Source organism: Citrobacter sp. Cpo074, assembly GCF_030332745.1.
Taxonomy (GTDB): Bacteria; Pseudomonadota; Gammaproteobacteria; order Enterobacterales; family Enterobacteriaceae; genus Citrobacter; species Citrobacter portucalensis.
Genome location: NZ_JAOWHG010000011.1, coordinates 1 through 22549, shown reverse-complemented (window position 1 = coordinate 22549; position 22549 = coordinate 1). Strand labels below are relative to the sequence as shown.

The window sequence follows — 22549 nt, the reverse complement described above, 5'->3', positions numbered from 1 at the left end:
GCGCTACCCTTAAGCAGCGCCAGACAGAGGGTTACAGCATCAAACCTCAGCAAATTGCAGCATGACTTTTATAGAGTCATTTTGCTGCGCACGTTCAAACGCCTTATCCGCATCTTCGACAGGGAAGAGATCGGTCACCAGTTCGCTGGTGTCAAACTGCCCATCCGCAAGCCATTCAATCACGGCATCGAAGTCTTCCGGGATGTACATGCCGGAATTCAACAAATCGCGTTCAAAGCGCTGCATCATCGGAAGAGGAATTTCACGTGGGCCACTCGGTACCCCCATGCACACTACCGTTCCGCCAGCATAAACATGGGTAAATGCATCATTCAGCGTGGCCTGGGCGGCAACAACATCAATTGCCCCCGTAAAACGGACCTGTGCATCCAATTCCCCCGGAGCCCAGACTTCCGTGGCACCTAGCTTTAACGACAACGCGCGCTTGGCGGCATCAGGCTCGATGACGGTGATCTTTCCCGCGCCCATGATGCGCAATGCTTGAACGATGGATAAACCAATTGTCCCTGCACCAATCACTAATACACTTTCCAATGACGCTTTCGGCATACGGCTCACGCAATGACGCGCGCAGGCTGCGGGCTCAGCGAAAGCCAGTGCTTTTAGTGGTAACGAAGCAGGTGCAACATGGCAGTTTCGTGCAGGTACAATGTGCTGCGAGCGGGCAAAACCCGGCGCCCGGAAGCCAGCAACCTGTGGAGGTTCACACAGATTAAAGCGACCCGCTTTACAAGCACGACACTCCATGCAGGCCATAATTGGGTCGACTACGACATGATCGCCCGGCTTAACATTCGTTACTTCACTGCCCACTTCAGTTACGCGTGCCGCAATTTCATGTCCAGGCACAACCGGAGGTTTTGCAAATGGGTGTCCTCCTTTCAGTACATGCAGATCAGAGCCACATATTCCGTAAAACACCGGAGCAATGCGGACTTCTTGCGGTTTAAGTTCCTGGTGCGGCAGCTCAACATATTGGGTGGTCACCTTCCCAATATCAGAAAATAGAACTTGGGTAATCTTATCCATGGTTCTTCTCCAGATTCGTTAAAATGGGTGATTAACGCTGAGAAATCCCTTCATCGACGATTTCTGCCAGGCGTTGTAAGCGTGGAACCGACACATCACGCAACATTGTTTGCGGATCTTGAGCACCAACAACCGATGCCCAAACGGCACGCCCTGCCAGGAATCCGGAAGCTCCACCCTTCATGGCGATACGGACCGCGCGGCCAAAAATGTCCGCATCAACACCAGAAGAGAGAATGACCCACGGCATTTTCATTTGTTCATGCAACTTTTGACACGCAGCAAGTAGGGTCTGTTCATCACCTTTGCCGCCTAATGGCATTTCAGCTTTATAGAGGTCAGCATCGGTGCAGCCGAGTTCAGCCGCTGCGGCAACGATGGCGCTTTCCCGGTCAAATTCCCAGCCACGACGAGGAGGACGAACGACCGGCTCAATGATGCTGACCAGCCCTGCGGTACGACAGCGTTGAACAAACTCAGCCACCATAGCCAAACGTTCTTCTGCGGGTTCATCTTCACGCCACAGCACTAACAACTTCATGGCTTTCGCACCCATTTCGCGGGCTTTATGCGGATCAATTGCTCTGTCAATTTCGACACTATCAACCGGAATACCATTACCCGGAACAAAATGGTCAGCCGCCACAATCAGTCCACATGAATCAGCGACTGCACCTTGAGAGACAATCTGATCGAGACAAAATTGTTTATCTGCCAGAACCGCTGAAGCGTAGGGAGACAGAATTTGTGTTGCTGCAACTTTAAAATCAGTCAATACGCTGTCGGCAACAGGTTTCGGATGTCCAGAGGCTGCAAACATCAGACGCATTGCTTCACGCTGATCAACGGCCAGCATGGCAAATCCACCGCCAGGGCGAGAAATATCTTTCAGCGTGTATGGGGTATTGTGGGAAGACATAATAACTCCTGTAACTGTTTAAAATTTAGAGTGAATCTGGTCGGCCAGCCTGCTGACGAACCTGAGATAACAGCGCACTCCAGTCCTGACGGCCTCGACCGTTCTCGCTGGCACGGGTGTAATAGGTTTCTGCTGCAATGCCCATATTGAGCGGCGCACCGGTCTGACTAGCGACATCGACGGCAATACGCAGGTCTTTCAACGCGAGGTCCACCATGAATGCCGGAGAAAGGTCTCCTTTAAGTACCTTGCCAGGCCAGGTTGTCGTAAAGTGCCCCTTGCCTGCGGCAGTACCGCTCATGACCTTAATGGCCACATCAAGGCTCAAACCCAATGACTCGCAAAGAACAGCGGCTTCCGCTGACAAGGCGTTCAGCGCAATACTCATATAGTTATTGATGAGCTTTACGCGGATCCCCATACCGGGACCGCCAGCTTCCACCAGCTCATTCCCCATACACATCAGCACAGGGCGAGCACGTTCAACCTGTTCAGGCGTTCCGCCAGCAAGAATCAGCAGCGTGCCGTCAATCGCGTTAACTGACGTCCTGCCCACAGGAGCATCCATCATGCTGATGCCTTTCTCTTTCATCTCATGAATCAACTCATCGGTCTGCAATGGATGAATCGTGGACATGTCAATAACCAGGGCATTGGGGGACAGGCCTTCGCTGACGCCATCTTTACCCAGCAGAACTTGCCGAACGATGTCGCCATTTGGCAGCATAGTGATTATGAATTCGGCACCTTTAGCGGCTTCAGCGGGTGTTTGAGCAGCAGTCGCACCTTTTTGTACTAATTCATTGACTGCCTGTTGGTTTACGTCGAACACACGCAAAGCATGTCCCTTTTGCAACAGATTATTAGCCATTGGGCTGCCCATCTGGCCCAAGCCCAAAAATGCAACGGTTGTCATGAATGCTCTCCTGTGTCAGGTTGACAAAATAATTACAATTAAAAACTCGTTTTCGTCTGTTTTTGAGCATATTTGTAATTTATGACTAAAAACAAGACGCGTGTCACTAATTTGATCATTTATGTCATTAAAATGAACAAAAGAAGACAAGATCACACAGGACTAACCAAATATGACCAGAATTGCATGTGTTGGAATCACCGTTCAGGACCGTATTTATTCTCTGAACAACCTGCCCGATGGCGGGGGGAAATATCAGTCAAATCAATATCTGGAGACAGGTGGCGGCCCGGCGGCAACAGCAGCTGTCGCCATTGCCCGGCTTGGTATTGACGTTGATTTTATAGGCCGTGTAGGCGATGACAGTTGTGGGAATACCTTGCTTAACGAGCTTCAGAGCTGGGGGGTCAATACGGCGTTCTGCCGGCAATACCCGAACTCCCGTTCATCCCAGTCCGCAATTTTGGTCGACCAGCATGGCGAACGCATTATCGTGAACTATCCAAGCCCGGATCTCGATACGGATGCAAGGTGGCTGGAGTCGATTGATTTTTCCCGTTATGACATCGTTCTGGCCGATGTACGTTGGCATGAAGGGACGTTGAAATCCTTCGAACTGGCACGTGCCGCCGGAGTTCCAACGCTGTTGGATGCCGATATGACACCACAAGATATAACCCCATTGGTGGCGCTTGCCGATCATGCCGTTTTTTCAACTCCAGGTCTGAAGAGAATGACCGGGCAAGATGATGCACAACAGGCACTTAAACTGGCCGCTGAGCAAACCAATGGTAAAGTGTACGTTACGCTTGGCGGCGAAGGGTCACTATGGATCGAAAATGGTCATATGTGTCAACAGACTGCATTTTCTGTCAATGTTGTGGATACAACCGGTGCAGGCGATGTTTTCCATGGTGCAATGGCAGCAGCTCTTGCAGAGCAAATGCCGACTGACCAGGCGATTCGCTTCGCAAGTGCGGTGGCGGCGATGAAATGCACTCAGGCGGGCGGACGAGCCGGAATTCCTAATCGTGCGCAAACCGAATCATTTTTGTCACTTTATGCGTAAAATAGCCAACAATTACGGGGAAGAAGTCCAGGAGTATTCATGAGCATCATTGAAGTCACCGGTAATCCGCGACACGATCAACTTGTTCATTACATTACAGAACGCGGCTATATGAATATCGAAGAGCTCGCACAATTGCTGGACGTGTCCACGCAAACCGTGCGCCGGGATATTCGTAAGTTAAGCGAACAGGGCTTGATCACCAGACATCATGGTGGAGCCGGACGTGTATCCAGCGTCATGAATACCGCCTTTGAACAGCGAGAGTTGTCCCTTACCCAGGAAAAAGAAGCGATAGCGGAAGCGGTTGCTGATTATCTTCCTGAACGCTGTACGGTATTTATTACCATTGGTACAACGGTGGAAGCCGTCGCACGAGCTTTGCTGAACCGTCGGGATCTTCGCATCATTACTAACAGTCTTCGTGTTGCGCAGATCTTATATAAGAATCAAGATCTTGAGGTTATGGTGCCCGGTGGAACGTTACGTGCTCATAATGGCGGTATTGTTGGCCCAGGAGCAGTGAACTTTATTGAAGGATTTAGAGCCGACTATTTGATTACCAGTATTGGTGCCATCGAGGAAGACGGCACACTATTAGAATTTGACGTTAACGAAGCGCTTGTCGCCAAAACGATGATTAAGCATGCACGTAATACGCTGTTAGTTGCTGATCATACTAAGTTTACCGCCTCAGCCGCTGTATCCATCGGTAATATGCGTAAAATTCGGGCATTTTTTACCGATTCCCAGCCACCAAATTCATTCAAGCAATTGCTTGATTTAGAAAATATTGAGCTAGTCATTGCAGAGCAGGAAACGACCTGATCTTTTAGATAAAAAAAGCCGCTGATAATCAGCGGCTTTTTTGTGCTTACCTGAAAAAGAGTGTTAATTACTCTTCTTTCGCGCCACGCATTGCACGGCGACGATCGTTTTCAGTCAGGTGACGCTTACGGATACGGATAGAGGTTGGTGTTACTTCTACCAGTTCGTCGTCATCGATGAATTCCAGAGCCTGCTCCAGAGTCATCTTAACCGGCGGAACCAGAACCGTTGCTTCGTCAGTACCAGACGCACGCATGTTGGTCAGTTTCTTACCGGTCAGGCAGTTTACAGTCAGGTCGTTAGAACGGCTGTGAATACCGATGATCTGGCCTTCGTAAACTTCAGCACCGTGACCCAGGAACAGCTTACCGCGGTCCTGCAGGCTGAACAGTGCGAACGCAACTGCTTTACCCTGGCCGTTGGAGATCAGTACGCCGTTCTGACGCTGACCCACATCACCCGCACGAACGTCGTCGTAGTGGCTGAAGGTGGAGTACAGCAGACCGGTACCGGAAGTCATGGTCATGAATTCTGAACGGAAGCCGATCAGACCACGGCTTGGGATCACGTAGTCAAGACGTACGCGGCCTTTGCCATCTGGATTCATGTTTTTCAGGTCGCCTTTACGCTCACCCAGAGCTTGCATCACAGAACCCTGGTGCTGCTCTTCAACGTCCAGCGTTACGTTTTCGAACGGCTCTTGTTTACGGCCGTCGATTTCGCGGAAGATTACTTTCGGACGGGAAACCGCCATTTCGAAACCTTCACGACGCATGTTTTCGATCAGAACAGACAGGTGCAGCTCACCACGACCGGATACACGGAACGCATCCGCATCTTCGGTTTCTTCAACGCGCAGCGCAACGTTGTGCACCAGCTCTTTGTTCAGGCGGTCAAGGATCTGACGAGAGGTAACATATTTACCTTCTTTACCGCAGAACGGAGAGGTGTTTACGCAGAAGAACATGGTAACGGTCGGTTCATCAACGGACAGAGCTGGCAGCGCTTCAACATTCTGCGGGTCGCAGATGGTGTCGGAGATGTTCAGTTCGCCCAGACCGGTGATCGCGATGATATCGCCTGCTTCGGCAATATCACTCTCGATACGTTCCAGACCCAGATGGGTCAGAACTTTACCGACTTTACCGTTACGGGTTTTGCCTTCGCTATCAATGATAGTGATCTGCTGGTTCGGTTTAACTTTACCGCGTTTGATGCGGCCGATACCGATTACGCCAACGTAGTTGTTGTAGTCCAGCTGAGAGATTTGCATCTGCAGCGGGCCATCAAGATCTACGCTCGGAGCCGGTACACGATCAACGATAGTCTGATACAGCGGAGTCATGTCTTCAGCCATGTCTTCGTGATCCAGACCCGCGATACCGTTCAGCGCAGAAGCGTAAACGATCGGGAAGTCCAGCTGCTCGTCGGTAGCGTCGAGGTTAACGAACAGGTCAAATACCTGATCAACAACCCAGTCAGGACGCGCGCCAGGACGGTCAACTTTGTTGATAACAACAATTGGCTTCAGGCCATGGGCAAAGGCTTTTTTGGTCACGAAGCGCGTCTGCGGCATCGGACCGTCCATTGCATCCACCACCAGCAGCACAGAGTCGACCATGGACATTACACGTTCAACTTCACCACCGAAGTCGGCGTGCCCCGGGGTATCAACGATGTTGATACGGTAGTCATTCCATTTGATAGCGGTGTTTTTAGCGAGGATGGTAATCCCACGCTCTTTCTCCAAATCGTTGGAGTCCATCACGCGCTCTTGGGTTTCAGCACGTGCATCGAACGTACCGGATTGTTGGAGCAGCTTGTCTACCAGGGTCGTTTTACCATGGTCTACGTGCGCGATGATGGCGATGTTACGCAAATTTTCGATCACAACTTTGCCTCAGGCATTTTAGAAATAGCGCGTTATTGTACACGGATTAATCGCAGTACAAAACAGGATCACAAACATCCTCCGCAAACAAGTATTGCAGAGTTTCTTTGTGATCACATTCACGGAGCGTTAAAAGGGGTAATCTGACATGCTTTGCACCAATATGGTGCTTAATGTTCACATTAAAGCACTATAATGGTGCAATACAACCTTCATGGTGCAGCCCCTTTGCACGATGGTGCGCATGATAACGCCTTTTAGGGGCAATTTAAAAGTTGGCACAGATTTCGCTTTATATTTTTTATGGCGACACGGCCAATTTTTGCAGAATTGAAGACTTCGTTACCACGACGACAATGACCAATCCGGGAGAGTAAGTATGTCCGCTGAACACGTTTTGACGATGCTGAACGAACACGAAGTGAAGTTTGTTGATTTACGCTTCACTGATACCAAAGGTAAAGAACAGCACGTCACTATTCCTGCTCATCAGGTAAATGCCGAATTCTTTGAAGAAGGCAAAATGTTTGACGGCTCCTCAATCGGTGGCTGGAAAGGCATTAACGAATCAGACATGGTTCTGATGCCAGATGCGTCTACTGCTCTCATCGACCCGTTCTTTGAAGAGTCTACCCTGATCATCCGTTGCGATATCCTGGAACCAGGTACGCTGCAGGGCTACGACCGTGACCCGCGCTCCATCGCTAAACGTGCTGAAGAGTATCTGCGTTCTACCGGCATCGCAGACACCGTTCTGTTCGGGCCAGAGCCAGAATTCTTCCTGTTTGACGACATCCGTTTCGGCGCAACTATTTCCGGTTCCCACGTGGCTATCGATGACATCGAAGGCGCATGGAACTCCTCCACCAAATACGAAGGTGGTAACAAAGGTCACCGTCCAGGCGTGAAAGGCGGTTACTTCCCGGTTCCTCCGGTAGATTCTTCTCAGGATATCCGTTCTACCATGTGTCTGATCATGGAAGAAATGGGCCTGGTTGTTGAAGCGCATCACCACGAAGTGGCGACTGCCGGTCAGAACGAAATCGCGACCCGCTTTAACACCATGACCAAAAAAGCGGACGAAATTCAGATCTACAAATATGTCGTTCACAACGTCGCTCACCGTTTCGGTAAAACCGCGACCTTTATGCCAAAACCAATGTTTGGCGATAACGGTTCCGGCATGCACTGCCACATGTCCCTGTCCAAGAACGGCGTAAACCTGTTCTCCGGTGACAAATATGCAGGTCTGTCTGAGCAGGCGCTGTACTACATCGGTGGCGTAATCAAACACGCTAAAGCGATCAATGCCCTGGCTAACCCGACCACCAACTCTTACAAGCGTCTGGTCCCGGGTTACGAAGCACCGGTAATGCTGGCTTACTCTGCCCGTAACCGTTCTGCGTCTATCCGTATCCCGGTAGTTGCTTCTCCGAAAGCGCGTCGTATCGAAGTGCGTTTCCCGGACCCGGCTGCTAACCCATACCTGTGCTTCGCAGCGCTGCTGATGGCTGGTCTTGACGGTATTAAGAACAAGATCCACCCGGGCGAAGCAATGGACAAAAACCTGTACGACCTGCCGCCGGAAGAAGCGAAAGAGATCCCACAGGTTGCTGGTTCTCTGGAAGAAGCACTGAAAGAACTGGATCTGGACCGCGAGTTCCTGACCGCAGGCGGCGTGTTCACCAATGAAGCGATCGATGCGTACATTGCGCTGCGTCGCGAAGAAGATGACCGCGTGCGCATGACTCCGCACCCGGTAGAGTTTGAGCTGTACTACAGCGTTTAATCGTTTGAGTTGCCGTGGAACTTTTAGCCTGCTCAGGCAGGCTTGAGATCGATGGTGAATGATAGGACGCCTGATGGCGCAAACTTATCAGGCCTGGAGGGTAACATTACCTTGTAGGCCGGATAAGGCAAATCCGCCATCCGGCATCTATGTTTGCCAGTCATCTGTAGCCCATCTCTGGATGGGCTTTTTTCTCCACTAACAACCTGCTTTTTCGCGCTTTTTTGATGTAAAAAGCTATAATGCACTAAATTGGTGCAACACTTTTCAGGAGACTGCTGAATGGCAACCGGCACGCTGCCCGATGCTGGGCAGATCCTAAATTCTTTAATCAACAGCATCTTACTCGTCGACGATGAGCTGGCTGTACATTACGCCAACCCGGCGGCACAGCAGTTGCTCGCCCAAAGCTCCCGCAAACTGTTTGGTACACCGCTTCCCGATCTGTTGAGTTATTTCTCCTTAAACATCGGACTGATGCGAGAGAGCCTGGAAGCAGGCCAGGGCTTTACGGATAACGAAGTGACGCTGGTGATAGACAGCCACTCACATATCCTCTCTGTGACCGCTCAGAGGCTGCCTGATGGCCTTATCTTGCTGGAGATGGCCCCTATGGATAACCAGCGCCGTCTGAGTCAGGAACAGCTCCAGCACGCCCAGCAGATTGCTGCCCGCGATCTGGTGCGTGGTCTGGCACATGAAATTAAAAACCCGCTGGGCGGATTACGCGGTGCGGCGCAACTTCTCAGTAAAGCGCTTCCGGACCCGGCGCTGACCGAATATACCAAAGTCATTATTGAACAGGCGGACCGCCTGCGTAATCTGGTCGACCGTCTGCTGGGGCCACAACAGCCCGGCATGCACATCACGGAAAGTATTCACAAAGTGGCGGAACGCGTGGTGGCGCTGGTCTCGATGGAGCTGCCGGAAAACGTCACGCTAATCCGGGATTACGACCCAAGTCTGCCCGAATTACTGCACGACCCGGACCAGATCGAGCAGGTTTTGCTGAACATCGTACGCAATGCTTTGCAGGCGCTGGGACCGGAAGGCGGCGAGATCATTCTGCGCACCCGCACCGCGTTTCAGCTCACGCTACACGGCATGCGTTACCGTCTGGCGGCACGAATTGATGTAGAGGATAACGGTCCAGGTATTCCCTCGCATTTGCAGGATACGCTGTTCTACCCAATGGTTAGCGGTCGCGAAGGCGGTACCGGCCTTGGATTATCTATCGCCCGTAATTTGATTGATCAACATTCCGGCAAAATTGAATTTACCAGTTGGCCGGGTCATACCGAGTTCTCGGTTTACCTGCCTATCAGGAAATAAGGTGACGTTTATGCAACGAGGAATAGTCTGGGTCGTTGATGACGATAGTTCCATCCGTTGGGTGCTTGAACGTGCGCTCGCAGGGGCAGGGCTAAGCTGTACCACATTTGAAAGTGGTAAAGAGGTACTGGACGCGCTGGCCAGCAAAACGCCGGACGTGCTGTTGTCGGATATCCGCATGCCGGGTATGGACGGCCTGACGCTGTTAAAACAGATTAAACAGCGGCATCCGATGCTTCCGGTCATCATAATGACCGCGCACTCCGATCTGGATGCTGCCGTCAGCGCCTATCAGCAAGGAGCGTTTGATTATCTGCCCAAACCTTTTGATATTGATGAAGCGGTGGCGCTGGTCGAGCGCGCCATCAGTCATTATCAGGAACAACAGCAGCCGCGCAATGTTCAGATTAACGGCCCCACAACCGACATCATCGGCGAAGCGCCAGCAATGCAGGACGTCTTTCGCATTATTGGTCGCCTGTCCCGGTCTTCAATCAGCGTATTGATTAATGGGGAGTCAGGAACCGGTAAAGAGCTGGTCGCCCATGCGTTGCACCGTCATAGCCCGCGCGTCAAAGCGCCGTTTATCGCGCTGAACATGGCGGCAATCCCGAAAGATTTGATCGAATCTGAGCTGTTTGGCCACGAGAAAGGCGCGTTTACCGGGGCGAACACCATTCGTCAGGGGCGCTTTGAACAGGCAGACGGCGGTACGCTGTTCCTCGATGAAATTGGCGATATGCCGCTGGACGTGCAAACGCGTTTATTGCGCGTATTAGCCGACGGACAGTTTTACCGCGTTGGCGGTTACGCGCCCGTAAAGGTAGATGTACGCATTATCGCCGCCACGCACCAGAATCTTGAACTGCGCGTGCAGGAAGGCAAATTCCGTGAGGACTTATTCCATCGCCTGAACGTCATTCGGGTACATCTGCCGCCACTGCGCGAACGTCGGGAAGATATCCCCCGCCTGGCGCGTCATTTCCTGCAGGAGGCCGCCCGCGAACTGGGGGTGGAAGCCAAACAATTACACCCGGAAACCGAGGCTGCGCTCACCCGTCTGGCCTGGCCAGGTAACGTACGTCAGCTTGAGAACACCTGCCGCTGGTTAACCGTCATGGCCGCCGGGCAGGAAGTCCTGATTCAGGACTTACCAACCGAGCTGTTTGAAACCTCTGTGCCAGATGCACCGTCCCATATGCAGCCGGATAGTTGGGCAACGCTATTGGCACAGTGGGCGGATCGGGCATTACGCTCCGGTCATCAAAACTTGCTTTCTGAGGCCCAACCCGAGATGGAGCGCACGCTGTTGACTACCGCGCTACGTCATACCCAGGGGCATAAACAGGAAGCGGCACGCTTGCTCGGTTGGGGTCGTAATACCTTGACGCGTAAGCTAAAAGAACTCGGAATGGAGTGACATATCGTCACTGTGTAAAGATTAATAATTGAGCGCAAATAGCTGCTATTTTGCGCTTTACTGTTCCGATGAGTTAAGTATGATCGTGCCCGACTAACGGGGGGAAGTCATCATGCTGGAATCAATCATTAATCTGCTGTCGAGCGGTGCGGTCGAAAGCCATACGCCACAAACTGCGGTCGCCGCAGTATTGTGCGCAGCGCTGGTTGGGCTGTTCAGCTAGCGGGTTCGCCGGGTGGCGCTTCGCTTACCCGACCTACGTATTGAGATTTTCGTAGGCACAGTAAGCGAAGCGCCACCCGGAAAAGCGTTAAATCACCCGCGAGAATTGCTGCATCCGCGCTTTCTGGCGCAGATACGCATCGAAGCACATGCAAATATTACGGATCAGCAGACGGCCCTTCGGCGTGACCTGAATCCCCTTCTCATTCCCATCCACCAGCCCATCTTTCGCCAGCGGCGCCAGCAGTTTCAGGTCTTCGGCAAAATAGTCAGCGAAGTTCAGATCCCATTGCTGTTCCACAGCGGCATAGTCGAGGCGGAAGTTGCAGATCAGGAGCTTAATAACATCCCGACGAATGCAGTCGTCACGGGTCAGGGCAATTCCGCGCCACAGCGCGTCCCCCTGCTCGTCTACCTGCTGATAATAGCGCTTCAGCTCTTTCTGGTTCTGCGCGTAGTTGTCACCAATCATACTGATGGCTGACACGCCCATTCCCAGCAGATCGGTATCACCCTGGGTGGTATAACCCTGGAAATTACGATGCAGCACACCCTTGCGTTGAGCAATGGCCAGTTCGTCATCCGGACGGGCAAAGTGATCCATGCCAATGAACTGATAGCCAGTTTCGGTCAGTGAAGAGATGGTTTCCTGCAGGATATCCAGCTTCTGCTGCGCGCTGGGCAGGTCGGCATCTTTAATTTTGCGCTGAGCGGCAAACAGCGTCGGCAGGTGCGCGTAGTTAAAGACACTCAGTCGATCTGGATTCAGCTCAGCAACGCGTTTCAGGGTGAAGGCGAAACTTTCCGGCGTCTGTTTTGGCAAACCATAAATCAGATCGATATTCGTCGAGGTAAAGCCAATCTCACGCGCATGATTCAGCAGCGCAAAGATGAATTCCTCATCCTGCTCACGGTTCACCAGGCGCTGAACTTCTTTGTTGAAGTCCTGTACCCCCATGCTCAGGCGGTTAAAACCTTCAGCACGTAAATGATCGAGCACATCCAGCTCAATTTCACGCGGATCCACTTCGATCGAGATTTCAGCGTCGTCGTTAAAGTTAAAGTTGCCACGCAGCAGCGACATCAAACGACTGATTTGCGCTTTATTCAGATACGTTGGCGTGCCGCCGCCCCAGTGCAGCTGACTGACATGACGTCCGGCGAACAGCGGTGCGCGATGAATAATTTCTTGTTCTAAGACATCGAGGTATTGATCGGCTTTATGCTGCTGGCGAGTCACGACCTTGTTACAGCCGCAGAAGTAGCACAGCTTGTGGCAGAACGGGATGTGAACGTACAGCGAGAGAGGACGCTCAGGATAACGCGCCACGGCCTTTAGAAATGCTTCAGTGCCGTAGTCTTCAGAAAACTCCAGCGCGGTCGGGTACGAGGTATATCGTGGCCCGGAATAGTTATATTTCTGGATCAGGGCCAGGTCCCAGTCTATTAACTGCTCTGACATGCTCACTCCTTCCGATGGCGTCTCTGGCGGGTACGGCGTACCGACTTAACCCCAGTACGGGTGATAAGTCGGTTGCGCAGCCACTTCTGTCGCCGCGACAACCGCTGTAGTTTAACGAATAACCACACCAGATAACATATAACCGGAAGGGTTATAAGCAGGACGGGAAGACCCACGGTGTAAAACCGTTAGTTGCCGCCTTTCAGCAGGCGCATCATGTCTTCCTGCTTTTCTTCTTCTTCCTCTTCTTCCTCGTCATCGTAAGAAAGACCCAGCTTTTGCATCAGCTCATCGATGCGATCCAGCTTGGCATCAACCCAGGACTGATCTTCCGCGCTCAGGGTTTCTCCTGCTTCAAGACGCTCCAGCAGCGCATCCAGGCGCTCATCCGTTTCCAGTAAATCCAACTCAGCCTGTGGTGAAAGCATAGGTTTCTCACTCTTCGGTTTGTGCTGTTTGGTGACTTTTTCGGTCACGCCCAATGGAATGGGGGTTTTGCTGCCAATACGAGGATCTTTTTGCTTATTTTGGTTTCCGCCACCAGATGCGCCTTCGCTACCGGACGCACGGCTACCTGCCGCATGACCACGGTGTTTTTTCTGGCGCTTACGGTCGCGAGCTTCCTGGTTAATTTCTTCGCGTGTTTTACGACGCGCTTTTGCAGGACCTTTACCGCGTGGTGTAGAAGTTGGTTTCATCATGATTCGTCTTTGGCTGTTTTTATTCAGTATATAATTGCGCCGGAATCTAGCAGAAATAAAGAAAAAAGGCGACAGAGTAATCTGTCGCCTTTTTTCCTGACTCTCAACCCTTACGGGCTCTACAATCCCTGTTGGCTATCAACACACCCTGTTTTTCCCTTAGCCTCTAACATTCCGTGTTGTTTCCATTTCCTTTTACTAACGTCTCCGGACGTTTGTCTTCCTGACAATCCTGTGTCTTCGCCTCCTGGCGCTCCTGACCCTCATCCTGAGTCGTCTATCCTGTCAGCTTCCTCGCTATGGACGCTACTTTACCGTTTTGGTTTAAACGTACAAGTAACCTGGGTAACAATTTCTGATTTTAAGAATAGCGCCCAAATGTAACCATATGATTTATTTTAGTTCTGTCATTTTTTACTCTGTCATCTCGTATAGAAACTGTCGGCAATGTCTCACAAAGCGCGAGGTTTTTACTTACACAGCTCACTCGTCGAAAAACCAGCCTTTTGCTGGGGTTCAGGTATAATCGCTGCAAAGCCCTGATTGATGGAGAGGACTGCTTTGACTAACTTGAATTATCAACAGACGCACTTTGTGATGAGTGCGCCTGATATTCGCCACTTACCTTCCGATACCGGTATCGAAGTGGCTTTTGCTGGCCGTTCCAACGCAGGCAAATCCAGTGCGCTAAATACCCTGACGAATCAAAAAGGTCTGGCGCGTACATCTAAAACGCCGGGTCGTACTCAGCTCATCAACCTGTTTGAAGTCGTTGACGGCAAACGCCTGGTCGATTTGCCAGGATACGGTTATGCCGAAGTTCCAGAAGAAATGAAGCGTAAATGGCAGCGCGCGCTGGCTGAATATCTGGAAAAGCGTCAGAGCCTGCAAGGTCTGGTGGTACTGATGGATATTCGTCACCCGTTAAAAGATCTCGATCAACAGATGATCCTGTGGGCAGTTGAGAGCAACGTTCAGGTTCTGGTACTGCTGACTAAAGCAGATAAGCTGGCCAGCGGTGCACGCAAAGCGCAGCTGAATATGGTACGTGAAGCCGTACTGGCATTTAACGGTGATGTGCAGGTAGAAGCATTTTCATCGCTGAAAAAAATGGGTGTGGACAAACTGCGGCAAAAACTGGATAGCTGGTTTAGTGAACTGGCACCGGTTGAAGAGGTGCAGGAAGGGGAATAACCCACCGATATGCCGGATGGCGCCGCTGCGCGTCTTATCCGGCCTACAGCATGTGCAAAACTTTTCTTTCGCACAATAAAAAACGCCCCAGTCATTACTGACTGGGGCGGCTAAAATATTCAGCCAAATCCGATTACGTGAAGTAAAAGGTCTGAAAGATAGAACATCTTACCTCTGTACCCTACGAGAATAACTTTACTCTTTTTTGAGCAGCTCAGAAAGCACTTTTTGTAATTTTTTTTCATTCCTTACATAGGGAATTCTAATGGACATCACAAAAAGCTCTCTCTTATGTTGCTTAGTTACGAAAAAGGAGCGTTATTAAGTAAACCCTTAGTGCGCCTGATCCCAGTTTTCACCACTCCCGACTTCCACCAGCAACGGCACGTCAATCTGAGTCTCGTTTTCCATCAGTTGGTGGATCTTTTTGGAGACGCTTTCCAGATCATCTTTGTGCACTTCAAACACCAGTTCATCGTGTACCTGCATGATCATGCGCACGCGCGGTTGCTCGGTTTGCAGCCATCCATCCACGGCAATCATGGCTCGTTTGATAATGTCTGCAGCAGTTCCCTGCATCGGGGCGTTAATGGCCGCACGTTCAGCACCAGCGCGACGAGCACCATTACTGGATTTAATATCCGGTAAATAGAGACGGCGACCTTCCAGCGTTTCTACATAGCCTTGCTCTTTCGCCTGCGCGCGGGTGCGTTCCATGTATTCCAACACACCAGGGTAGCGTTCAAAGTAGAGATCCATGTACTTCTGTGCTTCTTTGCGCGGAATATTCAACTGGCGCGCCAAACCAAAGGCGCTCATCCCGTAGATCAAACCGAAGTTAATGGCTTTAGCGCTGCGGCGTTGCTCGCTGGTCACAGAATCAAGCGGTAAACCAAAGACTTCTGCCGCCGTTGCGCGGTGAATGTCTTTCCCTTCGGCAAACGCGGTAAGCAGACCTTTATCACGTGAAAGGTGCGCCATGATACGCAGTTCAATCTGCGAGTAGTCCGCAGAGACAATCACGTAGTCTTCTGGCGCAATGAACGCCTGACGAATACGACGACCTTCGTCATTACGTACCGGGATGTTTTGCAGGTTTGGATCCGTTGAAGACAAGCGCCCGGTGGCGGTAACCGCCTGATGGTAGGAGGTGTGCACGCGTCCGGTTTTCTTGTTAATCATCAACGGAAGCTTATCCGTATAGGTCGACTTCAGTTTTGCTAAACCACGATATTCCAGGATCACTTTCGGTAACGGATAATCCAGCGCCAGCTCTTCCAGTACCTCTTCCGACGTTGATGGCGCGCCGCCAGGGGTTTTCTTCAACGGCTTAATACCCTGCTTTTCAAACAGGATTGTTTGCAGTTGCTTGGTGGAAGAGAGGTTAAACACTTCTCCGGCGATCTCGTGCGCTTTTTGCTCCAGCTCATTCAAACGCAGCGTCAGCTCTTCTGAATGCTTGTGCAGAACAGCCGGATCGATTTTCACACCGTTGCGCTCAACGCGAGACAAAACCGGCACCAGCGGCATATCGATATTTTCAAAGACGTTCAACGGCCCTTTATGCTGCTGCAATTCTGGCCACATCTTCAGATGCAGCTGTAGCGTAACGTCGGCGTCTTCCGCAGCGTAACGACCAGCCTCTTCCAGTGCTATCTGGTTAAAGGTCAGCTGGTTTTTGCCTTTTCCGGCGATCTCTTCAAAGGTGATGGTTTTATGTTTCAGCCAGCGGTCCGACAGGCTGTCCATATCGTGTCGTCCAGCGACGCTGTTAAGAATGTAGGATTCGAGCATGGTGTCAAAGGTGATGCCGCGCAGCTCGATGCCATAGTTCGCCAGGATGCCGCGATCGTACTTCAGGTTTTGCCCGACTTTGTGCGCGTTCTCATCTTCCAGCAGCGGCTTCAGCAGCTCCAGCGCGCGGTCGCGCGCGATCTGGTCAGGGGCATCCAGGTAATCGTGGGCAACAGGAACATACGCCGCCACACCCGGTTCAATGGAAAAAGACAGGCCAACCAGATTCGCGGAAATGTTGTCCAGGCTGTCAGTTTCAGTATCGAAGGCAAAGACTGGTGCTTTTTTCAGCTTAGCGATCCACTCTTCCAGCGTCGCTTCGTCCAGAATCGTCACATAGTTTTCATACGAAAGAACCGTGGCCGGCTCCTCAGGCGTTTCATCGACGACAATAGTTTCTTGCGGTTTTGCCGCCGGCTTCGTCCCTTTTGCCTGTAGCCATTTACCCGCTTCAACGTCGGTAACCCAACGTTTAAATTCATACTGTTTAAACAGGCCAAGCAGTTCTTCTGCAGCGGGCTGACGCACTTCCAGCTGCTCACAGGTCAATTCCAGCTCAACATCTGTTTTGATGGTAGCCAATTGATAAGAGAGGTACGCCACCTCTTTGTTCTGCTCAAGTTTGCCTGCCATGGTTTTCGCACCACGGAAGGTCAGCCCCGCTATTTTGTCTGATTCGGCATAGAGGGTATCCAGCCCACCCAGCCCCTGCAGCAGTGCCTGAGCGGTTTTTTCGCCTACGCCTGGAACGCCAGGAATGTTATCTGAGGAGTCACCCATTAGCGCCAGGAAATCGATGATCAGTTCCGGCGGGACGCCGTACTTATTTACCACTTCATCCGGGCCGAGGATCGTATTGGTCATGGTGTTGATAAGGGTGATATTCGGCGTCACCAACTGAGCCATATCTTTATCACCGGTGCTAATCAGCACCGGGCGACCGATCTTCTCTGCTTCCCGCGCCAGCGTACCGATAACATCGTCCGCCTCCACGCCAGAAACAGCCAACAGTGGCAGCCCCATCGCCTTTACCATCGCATGCAGAGGTTCAATCTGCGCACGCAGATCGTCCGGCATCGGTGGGCGGTGAGACTTATAATGTTCGAATAATTCATCACGGAAGGTTTTACCCTTGGCGTCGAATACCACCGCTGCATGGGTTGGTTGATATTGCAGAATCAAGCTACGCAGCATGTTGAGGACACCGTACATCGCGCCCGTAGGTTCTCCTGCGCTGTTAGTCAGCGGTGGGAACGCGTGGTATGCGCGATACAGGTAAGATGAGCCATCTACAAGGATAAGTGGGTTTTCTGGGATCTGAACCATAATGTCCGTGCCTGTTTATCAGATTATGGGTAAAGGATGCCACAGACAGGATGAAAACATGAGTTTTTCGCCGCATTTGTCGAAAAACTTTTGCAGATCTTCTGCTTTGCTCGCAAAGACAGCTGTGGATAACTTTGTGAATAAATAATTTTCAGCTCTTTAAATATAGCAAGGCAATTAATGCTCCATTGTATTTATACACTAATTTCAATTAGTTAAATAAACGCACGGCATTTTATTCCATTTTTACAGCTTATATCCTGATGTGGATAGATATTCTCTTTTTTTCTATTCAGGGAAGATCCATCATTTGGTTCGTTTTCTGATAAAATCAGCCCCTTGCGCCTCTTTCGCGCACTGTCTATGGCTAACCTTTTGAATAATTTAATTATGACGAGAATACTCGCTGCGATAACGCTGTTGCTGAGTATCGTATTGACCATATTGGTCACAATTTTTTGTTCTGTGCCGATCATCCTTGCCGGGGTTGTGAAACTCCTTTTGCCCATTCCTGTCGTCTGGCGCAAGGTTTCTGTCTTCTGTAATTTCATGATGTACTGCTGGTGTGAAGGTCTGGCGCTACTGCTGCACCTTAATCCACGGCTGAAGTGGGATGTTGAAGGACTGGAAGGTCTTAGCAAGAAAAACTGGTATCTGCTCATTTGTAATCATTACAGCTGGGCCGATATCGTTGTGCTTTGCGTTCTGTTACGTAAGCACATCCCGATGAATAAATATTTCCTCAAGCAGCAGTTGGCCTGGGTGCCCTTTATTGGCCTGGCTTGCTGGGCTCTGGATATGCCGTTTATGAAACGCTATTCACGTGGCTATCTGCTTCGCCATCCGGAACGCCGTGGTAAAGATGTCGAAACGACGCGTCGTTCCTGCGAGAAATTTCGTGCGCACCCGACAACCATTGTGAATTTTGTCGAAGGTTCGCGGTTTACTCATGAGAAGCGTGAGCAAACCCGTTCTCCTTATCAAAACCTGCTCCCACCCAAGGCGGCCGGTATTGCGATGGCATTAAATGTGCTGGGGTCACAGTTCGATAAAATGCTGGATGTCACGTTATGCTATCCGGAAAACAGTAGCCGACCGTTCTACGATATGCTGAGCGGTAAGCTAACGAGGATTGTCGTGCGGGTGAATCTGGAGCCAATCCATGAAGAGTTACACGGTGATTACGTGAACGATAAGGCATTCAAGCGCCGCTTTCAGCTGTGGTTGAATACGCTGTGGAGTGAGAAAGACGCGCAGCTCGACGCGATTAAAGCTGCAAATAAAAAAGCCGGTCAGTGACCGGCTTTTGCTTTTACTTCTGACCGACCAGGTATTTCACGGTATCCGCATACTGTTGTACAAAGATATCCATGCTGCTGGTATCCATGCCCTGCGGGTTGACCTGATATTTGCCATTCACGAACATCGCCGGAACGCCCTGCAGCTGTAAATCAGCCGCTGCTTTTTCCTGCTGTGCCACGAGAGATTTCACTACGAAGCTGTTCCATGCCGCATCATAGTCTTCGCCTTTAATACCCGCATCGACAAACACTTTACGGATATCAGCAACAGACTGAACGGTCTGGGTTTTCTGAACCCCTTCAAACAGCGGAACAGTGACCTGATCTTCAACGCCCAGCGCCATTGCAACCGCCCATGCCTGCGTCAGATCTTTGCCCAAAGGCCCGAGAAACTCGACGTGGTATTTGGTCATCTTAGTACCTTCCGGCAGTTTTTTCTTCACGTTATCAGATACATGAAGCACTTCTTCAAACTGATAGCAGTGCGGGCAGTAGAAGGAGAAGAACTCCAACACTTGCGGTTCACCCGCAACAGGCTTCTCCAGGGTGATGTATTGTTTACCATCCTGGAACTGCGCTGCAGATGCGCTAAAAGCTAAGACCATACCAGCCAGCGCCAGCCATATTTTTTTCATGTTCAAGTTTCTCCGATTAATACATTGGCGTTAATTGTAAGGGGGGCTCTTGCAGAATTTTTGCCTGCTCAATAAAGGTCGCGGTCTGACGATGCCAGTAATCTTCCCCGGTTAACCACGGGAAGTTTTTTGGGAACGCAGGGTCAGCCCAACGTCGAATCAGCCAGGCAAGATAATAAACTAAACGCATAGCGCGTAAAGGTTCTATCAGTCCGATTTCAGAGATATCGAACTCACTAAACTCTTCATAAGCCTCGATAATGGTTTCTAGCTGCATGCGTTGTTCAGCTTTATCACCATTGAGGAGCATCCATAAATCCTGAATAGCCGGACCATTGCGGGCATCATCTAAATCGACAAACATCGGGCCATCGCGCCACAGAATATTACCGGCATGACAATCACCGTGCAGGCGTAACGTAGTAAAACGCGTATGCCAGCGATCGGTAACCACCGCGATAAGCGCATCCGTTGCCTTCAGGAAAGCCGCTTTTTGCCCTGATGGGATAAGCTGTGCGTGTTCAAAAACTTTACGCGGTTCAGTCAGGTATTCTTCAAGGCCAATCGTCGGTCGGAAGGTAAAAGTACGCTTGCATCCGGTCTGGTGCATACGCCCGAGATAGCGCCCCACCGCCTCCATCTGATCGATGTTGTCGGCTTCAAACTGTCGTCCACCGACGCTGGGGAAGATCGCAAAATGGAAACCCTGATGGCTTAACAGCGTTTGGCCGTTCAGTACCAACGGCGCAGCTACCGGGACTTCATCGCTTACCAGTTCCAGAGCAAACTGGTGCTCTTCCTGGATCTGATCGACAGACCAGCGTTCAGGGCGATAAAACTTAACAACAAAGCGTCGACGGTCTTCGTCCTGGAATTGATAGACACGGTTTTCATAGCTGTTAAGCGGGGTAAGCCCGGAGTCCACCCGGATCCCCTGCTCAAACAGTGCATCCATGATGGTATCCGGGTGTAGCGTCTGGAAATTAAAAGCGTTGTCGTTCATCCCATCATCCGGAAAATACTACGAATGATTCAGGATATCATTTCGCAGCGCTTTCGGTGGCGGCGATTACAAGCTTTTACTCTTTAATTACGCCACGAGCGCGGAGTAGTGCGGTTTTAAAATCTTCTTCATAATCTTTCTGAATACCTGGGATGACAGCATCCTTCGCTGAGTCTCGCATTTTCAGGTGATAGATCAGAATGTCATCAGTTAAATCCGCCAGTTCGCCGTCAAAACCTGACTCTTGCGCCAGTTTCTGCAAAAATTGCATCAGGTTAAGATCGGGTTCCTTCTGCCAGGCTGGCTGGAGGAGTTCAATAACTTCATTCAGACGTTTACATTTCATGGTTGTGCTCCTTAGGCTCAATACAGATACGTTAGCAGGGTCAATCCCACATTAAAAGAGGCGATATCAGTGATTCTGGATAGTGCAATAACAGGGGTTGTGCTGGCCGGCGGTAAGGCCAGACGGATGGGTGGAACCGATAAAGGTCTGCTTGAACTGGACGGTAAACCTCTTTGGCGGCATGTGGCCGACATTCTCGCTTTGCAGGTCGAAACCGTGGTGGTTAATGCCAATCGCCACCGGGATATATACCAGCAAAGCGGCCTGAAAGTTATTCCCGATTCCTTGGCCGATTTCCCTGGCCCACTGGCCGGGATGCTATCGGTATTCCTGCAGCAAACGGGGGAGTGGTTTCTGTTTTGCCCGTGCGATATGCCCTATATTCCTCACGATCTGGTCGCTCGTTTAAAAGAGCAACGTAAAGCTGCACCCGTTGTCTGGGTGCATGATGGGGAAAGAGATCACCCAACCATTGCGCTGATGCACCGCTCTATGCAGCCTTTGCTGCAGGATTATCTTCAGTCCGGTGAACGACGCGTTATGGTCTTTATGCGTCTGGCTGGCGGTCATGCTGTCGATTTCAGCGATCATAAAGATGCGTTCGTAAACGTGAACACCCCCGAAGAGCTCGCAAAATGGCAGGAAAAATCATGATCCCATTACTCGCCATTGCGGCATGGAGCGGCACGGGAAAAACCACGCTGCTCAAAAAGTTGATCCCGGAACTACGTGCCAGAGGTATACGTCCCGGATTGATTAAACATACTCATCACAATATGGATGTCGACAAGCCCGGTAAAGATAGCTATGAACTGCGCAAAGCCGGTGCAGCACAAACGCTGGTCGCCAGCCAGCAACGTTGGGCATTAATGGTAGAAACACCGGAAGAGCCCGAACTGGATTTAGCGTATCTGGTAAGCCGGATGGATGCAGCAACGTTGGACCTGGTGCTGGTTGAAGGGTTTAAGCATGAACCTGTCGCTAAGATCGTGCTTTTTCGCGACGGTTGCGGGCATAGTCCTGAAGAATTGGCGATAGACGAATATGTTATCGCGGTTGCCAGTGATGTTCCGCTGACAGTGGATGTTCCATTGTTAGATATCAACGACATACAGCAACTTGCTGATTTTGTTACGCAATGGATAAGATGGTAACCGTGGTGTTGTGATGTGCCTGATGCGCTGCGCTTATCAGGCCTACAAAATACATTCAGCCCGGCCCCTGTAGGCCGGATAAGGCGATACGCCGCATCCGGCAATATACCGCCGCGTTGCCTGATGCGCTGCGCTTATCAGGCCTACAAAATACGTTCAGCCCGGCCCCTGCAGGCCGGATAAGGCGGCACGCCGCA

Annotated in this window: 22 protein-coding genes and 1 pseudogene; 10 read left to right on the top strand and 13 right to left on the bottom strand. The window is 51.0% G+C overall.

Features of this window, described 5'->3' with window-relative positions; genetic code table 11:
* Positions 1 to 39 precede the first annotated feature (39 nt).
* From OGX83_RS00145 to yihU, 3 genes are read right to left on the bottom strand one after another with little or no spacing between them, the layout of a single operon-like run.
* Entirely contained in the window at positions 40 to 1050 is a 1011-nt protein-coding gene (locus OGX83_RS00145; protein WP_153687766.1) for a zinc-dependent alcohol dehydrogenase, read from the bottom strand.
* Between the two features lie 31 nt (positions 1051 to 1081).
* Complete coding sequence (locus tag OGX83_RS00140) at positions 1082 to 1969, bottom strand: aldolase (RefSeq protein ID WP_234691960.1); 888 nt, start codon at positions 1967 to 1969, stop codon at positions 1082 to 1084.
* Between the two features lie 25 nt (positions 1970 to 1994).
* Entirely contained in the window at positions 1995 to 2885 is an 891-nt protein-coding gene (gene yihU / locus OGX83_RS00135) for a sulfolactaldehyde 3-reductase (protein ID WP_008786991.1), read from the bottom strand.
* Positions 2886 to 3057: 172 nt separating this feature from the next.
* Here yihU and OGX83_RS00130 point away from each other — a divergent pair, with 172 nt between their 5' ends.
* Positions 3058 to 3954 carry a sugar kinase gene (locus tag OGX83_RS00130; RefSeq protein WP_008786990.1) on the top strand — a complete coding sequence of 299 codons (897 nt, stop codon included), beginning with the start codon at positions 3058 to 3060 and terminating at the stop codon, positions 3952 to 3954.
* Positions 3955 to 3993: 39 nt separating this feature from the next.
* A complete protein-coding gene (locus OGX83_RS00125; protein WP_008786989.1) occupies positions 3994 to 4782 on the top strand; it encodes a DeoR/GlpR family DNA-binding transcription regulator in 789 nt (262 codons plus the stop codon).
* Between the two features lie 67 nt (positions 4783 to 4849).
* On the opposite strand, the gene typA is transcribed toward OGX83_RS00125, so the two are convergent.
* A complete protein-coding gene (gene typA, locus OGX83_RS00120; protein ID WP_008786988.1) occupies positions 4850 to 6673 on the bottom strand; it encodes a ribosome-dependent GTPase TypA in 1824 nt (607 codons plus the stop codon).
* 379 nt (positions 6674 to 7052) lie between these two features.
* Between typA and glnA the strand changes: the two genes are divergently transcribed.
* The 4 genes from glnA to OGX83_RS00100 all read left to right on the top strand — a co-directional run bounded on the left by glnA (position 7053) and on the right by OGX83_RS00100 (position 11437).
* Complete coding sequence (gene glnA / locus OGX83_RS00115) at positions 7053 to 8462, top strand: glutamate--ammonia ligase (RefSeq protein WP_008786987.1); 1410 nt, start codon at positions 7053 to 7055, stop codon at positions 8460 to 8462.
* 282 nt (positions 8463 to 8744) lie between these two features.
* Complete coding sequence (gene glnL / locus OGX83_RS00110; RefSeq protein WP_008786986.1) at positions 8745 to 9794, top strand: nitrogen regulation protein NR(II); 1050 nt, start codon at positions 8745 to 8747, stop codon at positions 9792 to 9794.
* 10 nt (positions 9795 to 9804) lie between these two features.
* Positions 9805 to 11214, top strand: a complete 1410-nt coding sequence (gene glnG / locus OGX83_RS00105) for a nitrogen regulation protein NR(I) (protein WP_003825317.1) — start codon at positions 9805 to 9807, stop codon at positions 11212 to 11214.
* A gap of 112 nt (positions 11215 to 11326) precedes the next feature.
* Entirely contained in the window at positions 11327 to 11437 is a 111-nt protein-coding gene (locus OGX83_RS00100; RefSeq protein WP_020996121.1) for a YshB family small membrane protein, read from the top strand.
* A gap of 87 nt (positions 11438 to 11524) precedes the next feature.
* On the opposite strand, the gene hemN is transcribed toward OGX83_RS00100, so the two are convergent.
* From hemN to OGX83_RS00085, 3 genes and pseudogenes are all read right to left on the bottom strand, one after another.
* The gene (hemN, locus tag OGX83_RS00095; protein WP_286587209.1) at positions 11525 to 12898 is read right to left on the bottom strand and encodes an oxygen-independent coproporphyrinogen III oxidase; all 1374 of its coding nucleotides are present in this window, start codon (positions 12896 to 12898) and stop codon (positions 11525 to 11527) included.
* 188 nt (positions 12899 to 13086) lie between these two features.
* Positions 13087 to 13596 carry a Der GTPase-activating protein YihI gene (yihI, locus tag OGX83_RS00090; RefSeq protein ID WP_003028627.1) on the bottom strand — a complete coding sequence of 170 codons (510 nt, stop codon included), beginning with the start codon at positions 13594 to 13596 and terminating at the stop codon, positions 13087 to 13089.
* 169 nt (positions 13597 to 13765) lie between these two features.
* Positions 13766 to 13951: pseudogene (locus tag OGX83_RS00085) on the bottom strand (hypothetical protein).
* 209 nt (positions 13952 to 14160) lie between these two features.
* Between OGX83_RS00085 and yihA the strand changes: the two are divergent.
* A complete protein-coding gene (yihA, locus tag OGX83_RS00080; protein WP_286587208.1) occupies positions 14161 to 14793 on the top strand; it encodes a ribosome biogenesis GTP-binding protein YihA/YsxC in 633 nt (210 codons plus the stop codon).
* Positions 14794 to 14912: 119 nt separating this feature from the next.
* Here yihA and spfP read toward each other — a convergent pair whose 3' ends face one another.
* The 3 genes from spfP to OGX83_RS00070 all read right to left on the bottom strand — a co-directional run bounded on the left by spfP (position 14913) and on the right by OGX83_RS00070 (position 18464).
* A complete protein-coding gene (gene spfP, locus OGX83_RS22825) occupies positions 14913 to 14960 on the bottom strand; it encodes a small protein SpfP (RefSeq protein ID WP_071892919.1) in 48 nt (15 codons plus the stop codon).
* Positions 14961 to 15126: 166 nt separating this feature from the next.
* On the bottom strand, positions 15127 to 17913 hold the full coding sequence (gene polA / locus OGX83_RS00075; protein WP_286587207.1) for a DNA polymerase I: 2787 nt from the start codon (positions 17911 to 17913) through the stop codon (positions 15127 to 15129).
* 215 nt (positions 17914 to 18128) lie between these two features.
* A complete protein-coding gene (locus tag OGX83_RS00070; protein WP_231504644.1) occupies positions 18129 to 18464 on the bottom strand; it encodes a hypothetical protein in 336 nt (111 codons plus the stop codon).
* Between OGX83_RS00070 and yihG the strand changes: the two genes are divergently transcribed.
* Complete coding sequence (gene yihG / locus OGX83_RS00065; protein WP_225624899.1) at positions 18349 to 19212, top strand: 1-acylglycerol-3-phosphate O-acyltransferase, YihG family; 864 nt, start codon at positions 18349 to 18351, stop codon at positions 19210 to 19212. The genes OGX83_RS00070 and yihG overlap by 116 nt on opposite strands.
* A 13-nt stretch (positions 19213 to 19225) precedes the next feature.
* On the opposite strand, the gene dsbA is transcribed toward yihG, so the two are convergent.
* The 3 genes from dsbA to OGX83_RS00050 all read right to left on the bottom strand — a co-directional run bounded on the left by dsbA (position 19226) and on the right by OGX83_RS00050 (position 21198).
* Positions 19226 to 19849, bottom strand: a complete 624-nt coding sequence (dsbA, locus tag OGX83_RS00060; protein WP_003028621.1) for a thiol:disulfide interchange protein DsbA — start codon at positions 19847 to 19849, stop codon at positions 19226 to 19228.
* Between the two features lie 16 nt (positions 19850 to 19865).
* On the bottom strand, positions 19866 to 20852 hold the full coding sequence (locus tag OGX83_RS00055; protein ID WP_057066642.1) for a serine/threonine protein kinase: 987 nt from the start codon (positions 20850 to 20852) through the stop codon (positions 19866 to 19868).
* Between the two features lie 76 nt (positions 20853 to 20928).
* Positions 20929 to 21198: a YihD family protein gene (locus OGX83_RS00050; protein WP_003028616.1), complete on the bottom strand. Its 270-nt coding sequence runs from the start codon at positions 21196 to 21198 to the stop codon at positions 20929 to 20931.
* A gap of 69 nt (positions 21199 to 21267) precedes the next feature.
* Between OGX83_RS00050 and mobA the strand changes: the two genes are divergently transcribed.
* Together mobA and mobB are read left to right on the top strand one after the other, a co-directional pair.
* The gene (gene mobA, locus OGX83_RS00045) at positions 21268 to 21852 is read left to right on the top strand and encodes a molybdenum cofactor guanylyltransferase MobA (protein ID WP_003028614.1); all 585 of its coding nucleotides are present in this window, start codon (positions 21268 to 21270) and stop codon (positions 21850 to 21852) included.
* Positions 21834 to 22352 carry a molybdopterin-guanine dinucleotide biosynthesis protein MobB gene (gene mobB / locus OGX83_RS00040; protein ID WP_095533157.1) on the top strand — a complete coding sequence of 173 codons (519 nt, stop codon included), beginning with the start codon at positions 21834 to 21836 and terminating at the stop codon, positions 22350 to 22352. The genes mobA and mobB overlap by 19 nt, the downstream gene beginning before the upstream one ends.
* Positions 22353 to 22549 lie beyond the last annotated feature (197 nt).

Excerpts from the sequence above, each read along its gene's own strand:
- OGX83_RS00070 (WP_231504644.1), bottom strand. The coding sequence starts at position 18,464 with ATGAAATTACAGAAGACAGAAACCTTGCGCCAGACGACAGGAATGGGC.
- OGX83_RS00130 (WP_008786990.1), top strand. The coding sequence starts at position 3,058 with ATGACCAGAATTGCATGTGTTGGAATCACCGTTCAGGACCGTATTTAT.
- hemN (WP_286587209.1), bottom strand. The coding sequence starts at position 12,898 with ATGTCAGAGCAGTTAATAGACTGGGACCTGGCCCTGATCCAGAAATAT.
- OGX83_RS00050 (WP_003028616.1), bottom strand. The coding sequence starts at position 21,198 with ATGAAATGTAAACGTCTGAATGAAGTTATTGAACTCCTCCAGCCAGCC.
- glnG (WP_003825317.1), top strand. The coding sequence starts at position 9,805 with ATGCAACGAGGAATAGTCTGGGTCGTTGATGACGATAGTTCCATCCGT.
- yihI (WP_003028627.1), bottom strand. The coding sequence starts at position 13,596 with ATGAAACCAACTTCTACACCACGCGGTAAAGGTCCTGCAAAAGCGCGT.
- OGX83_RS00145 (WP_153687766.1), bottom strand. The coding sequence starts at position 1,050 with ATGGATAAGATTACCCAAGTTCTATTTTCTGATATTGGGAAGGTGACC.
- OGX83_RS00140 (WP_234691960.1), bottom strand. The coding sequence starts at position 1,969 with ATGTCTTCCCACAATACCCCATACACGCTGAAAGATATTTCTCGCCCT.
- polA (WP_286587207.1), bottom strand. The coding sequence starts at position 17,913 with ATGGTTCAGATCCCAGAAAACCCACTTATCCTTGTAGATGGCTCATCT.
- yihU (WP_008786991.1), bottom strand. The coding sequence starts at position 2,885 with ATGACAACCGTTGCATTTTTGGGCTTGGGCCAGATGGGCAGCCCAATG.
- OGX83_RS00125 (WP_008786989.1), top strand. The coding sequence starts at position 3,994 with ATGAGCATCATTGAAGTCACCGGTAATCCGCGACACGATCAACTTGTT.
- glnA (WP_008786987.1), top strand. The coding sequence starts at position 7,053 with ATGTCCGCTGAACACGTTTTGACGATGCTGAACGAACACGAAGTGAAG.
- mobB (WP_095533157.1), top strand. The coding sequence starts at position 21,834 with ATGGCAGGAAAAATCATGATCCCATTACTCGCCATTGCGGCATGGAGC.
- OGX83_RS00055 (WP_057066642.1), bottom strand. The coding sequence starts at position 20,852 with ATGAACGACAACGCTTTTAATTTCCAGACGCTACACCCGGATACCATC.
- OGX83_RS00100 (WP_020996121.1), top strand. The coding sequence starts at position 11,327 with ATGCTGGAATCAATCATTAATCTGCTGTCGAGCGGTGCGGTCGAAAGC.
- glnL (WP_008786986.1), top strand. The coding sequence starts at position 8,745 with ATGGCAACCGGCACGCTGCCCGATGCTGGGCAGATCCTAAATTCTTTA.
- dsbA (WP_003028621.1), bottom strand. The coding sequence starts at position 19,849 with ATGAAAAAAATATGGCTGGCGCTGGCTGGTATGGTCTTAGCTTTTAGC.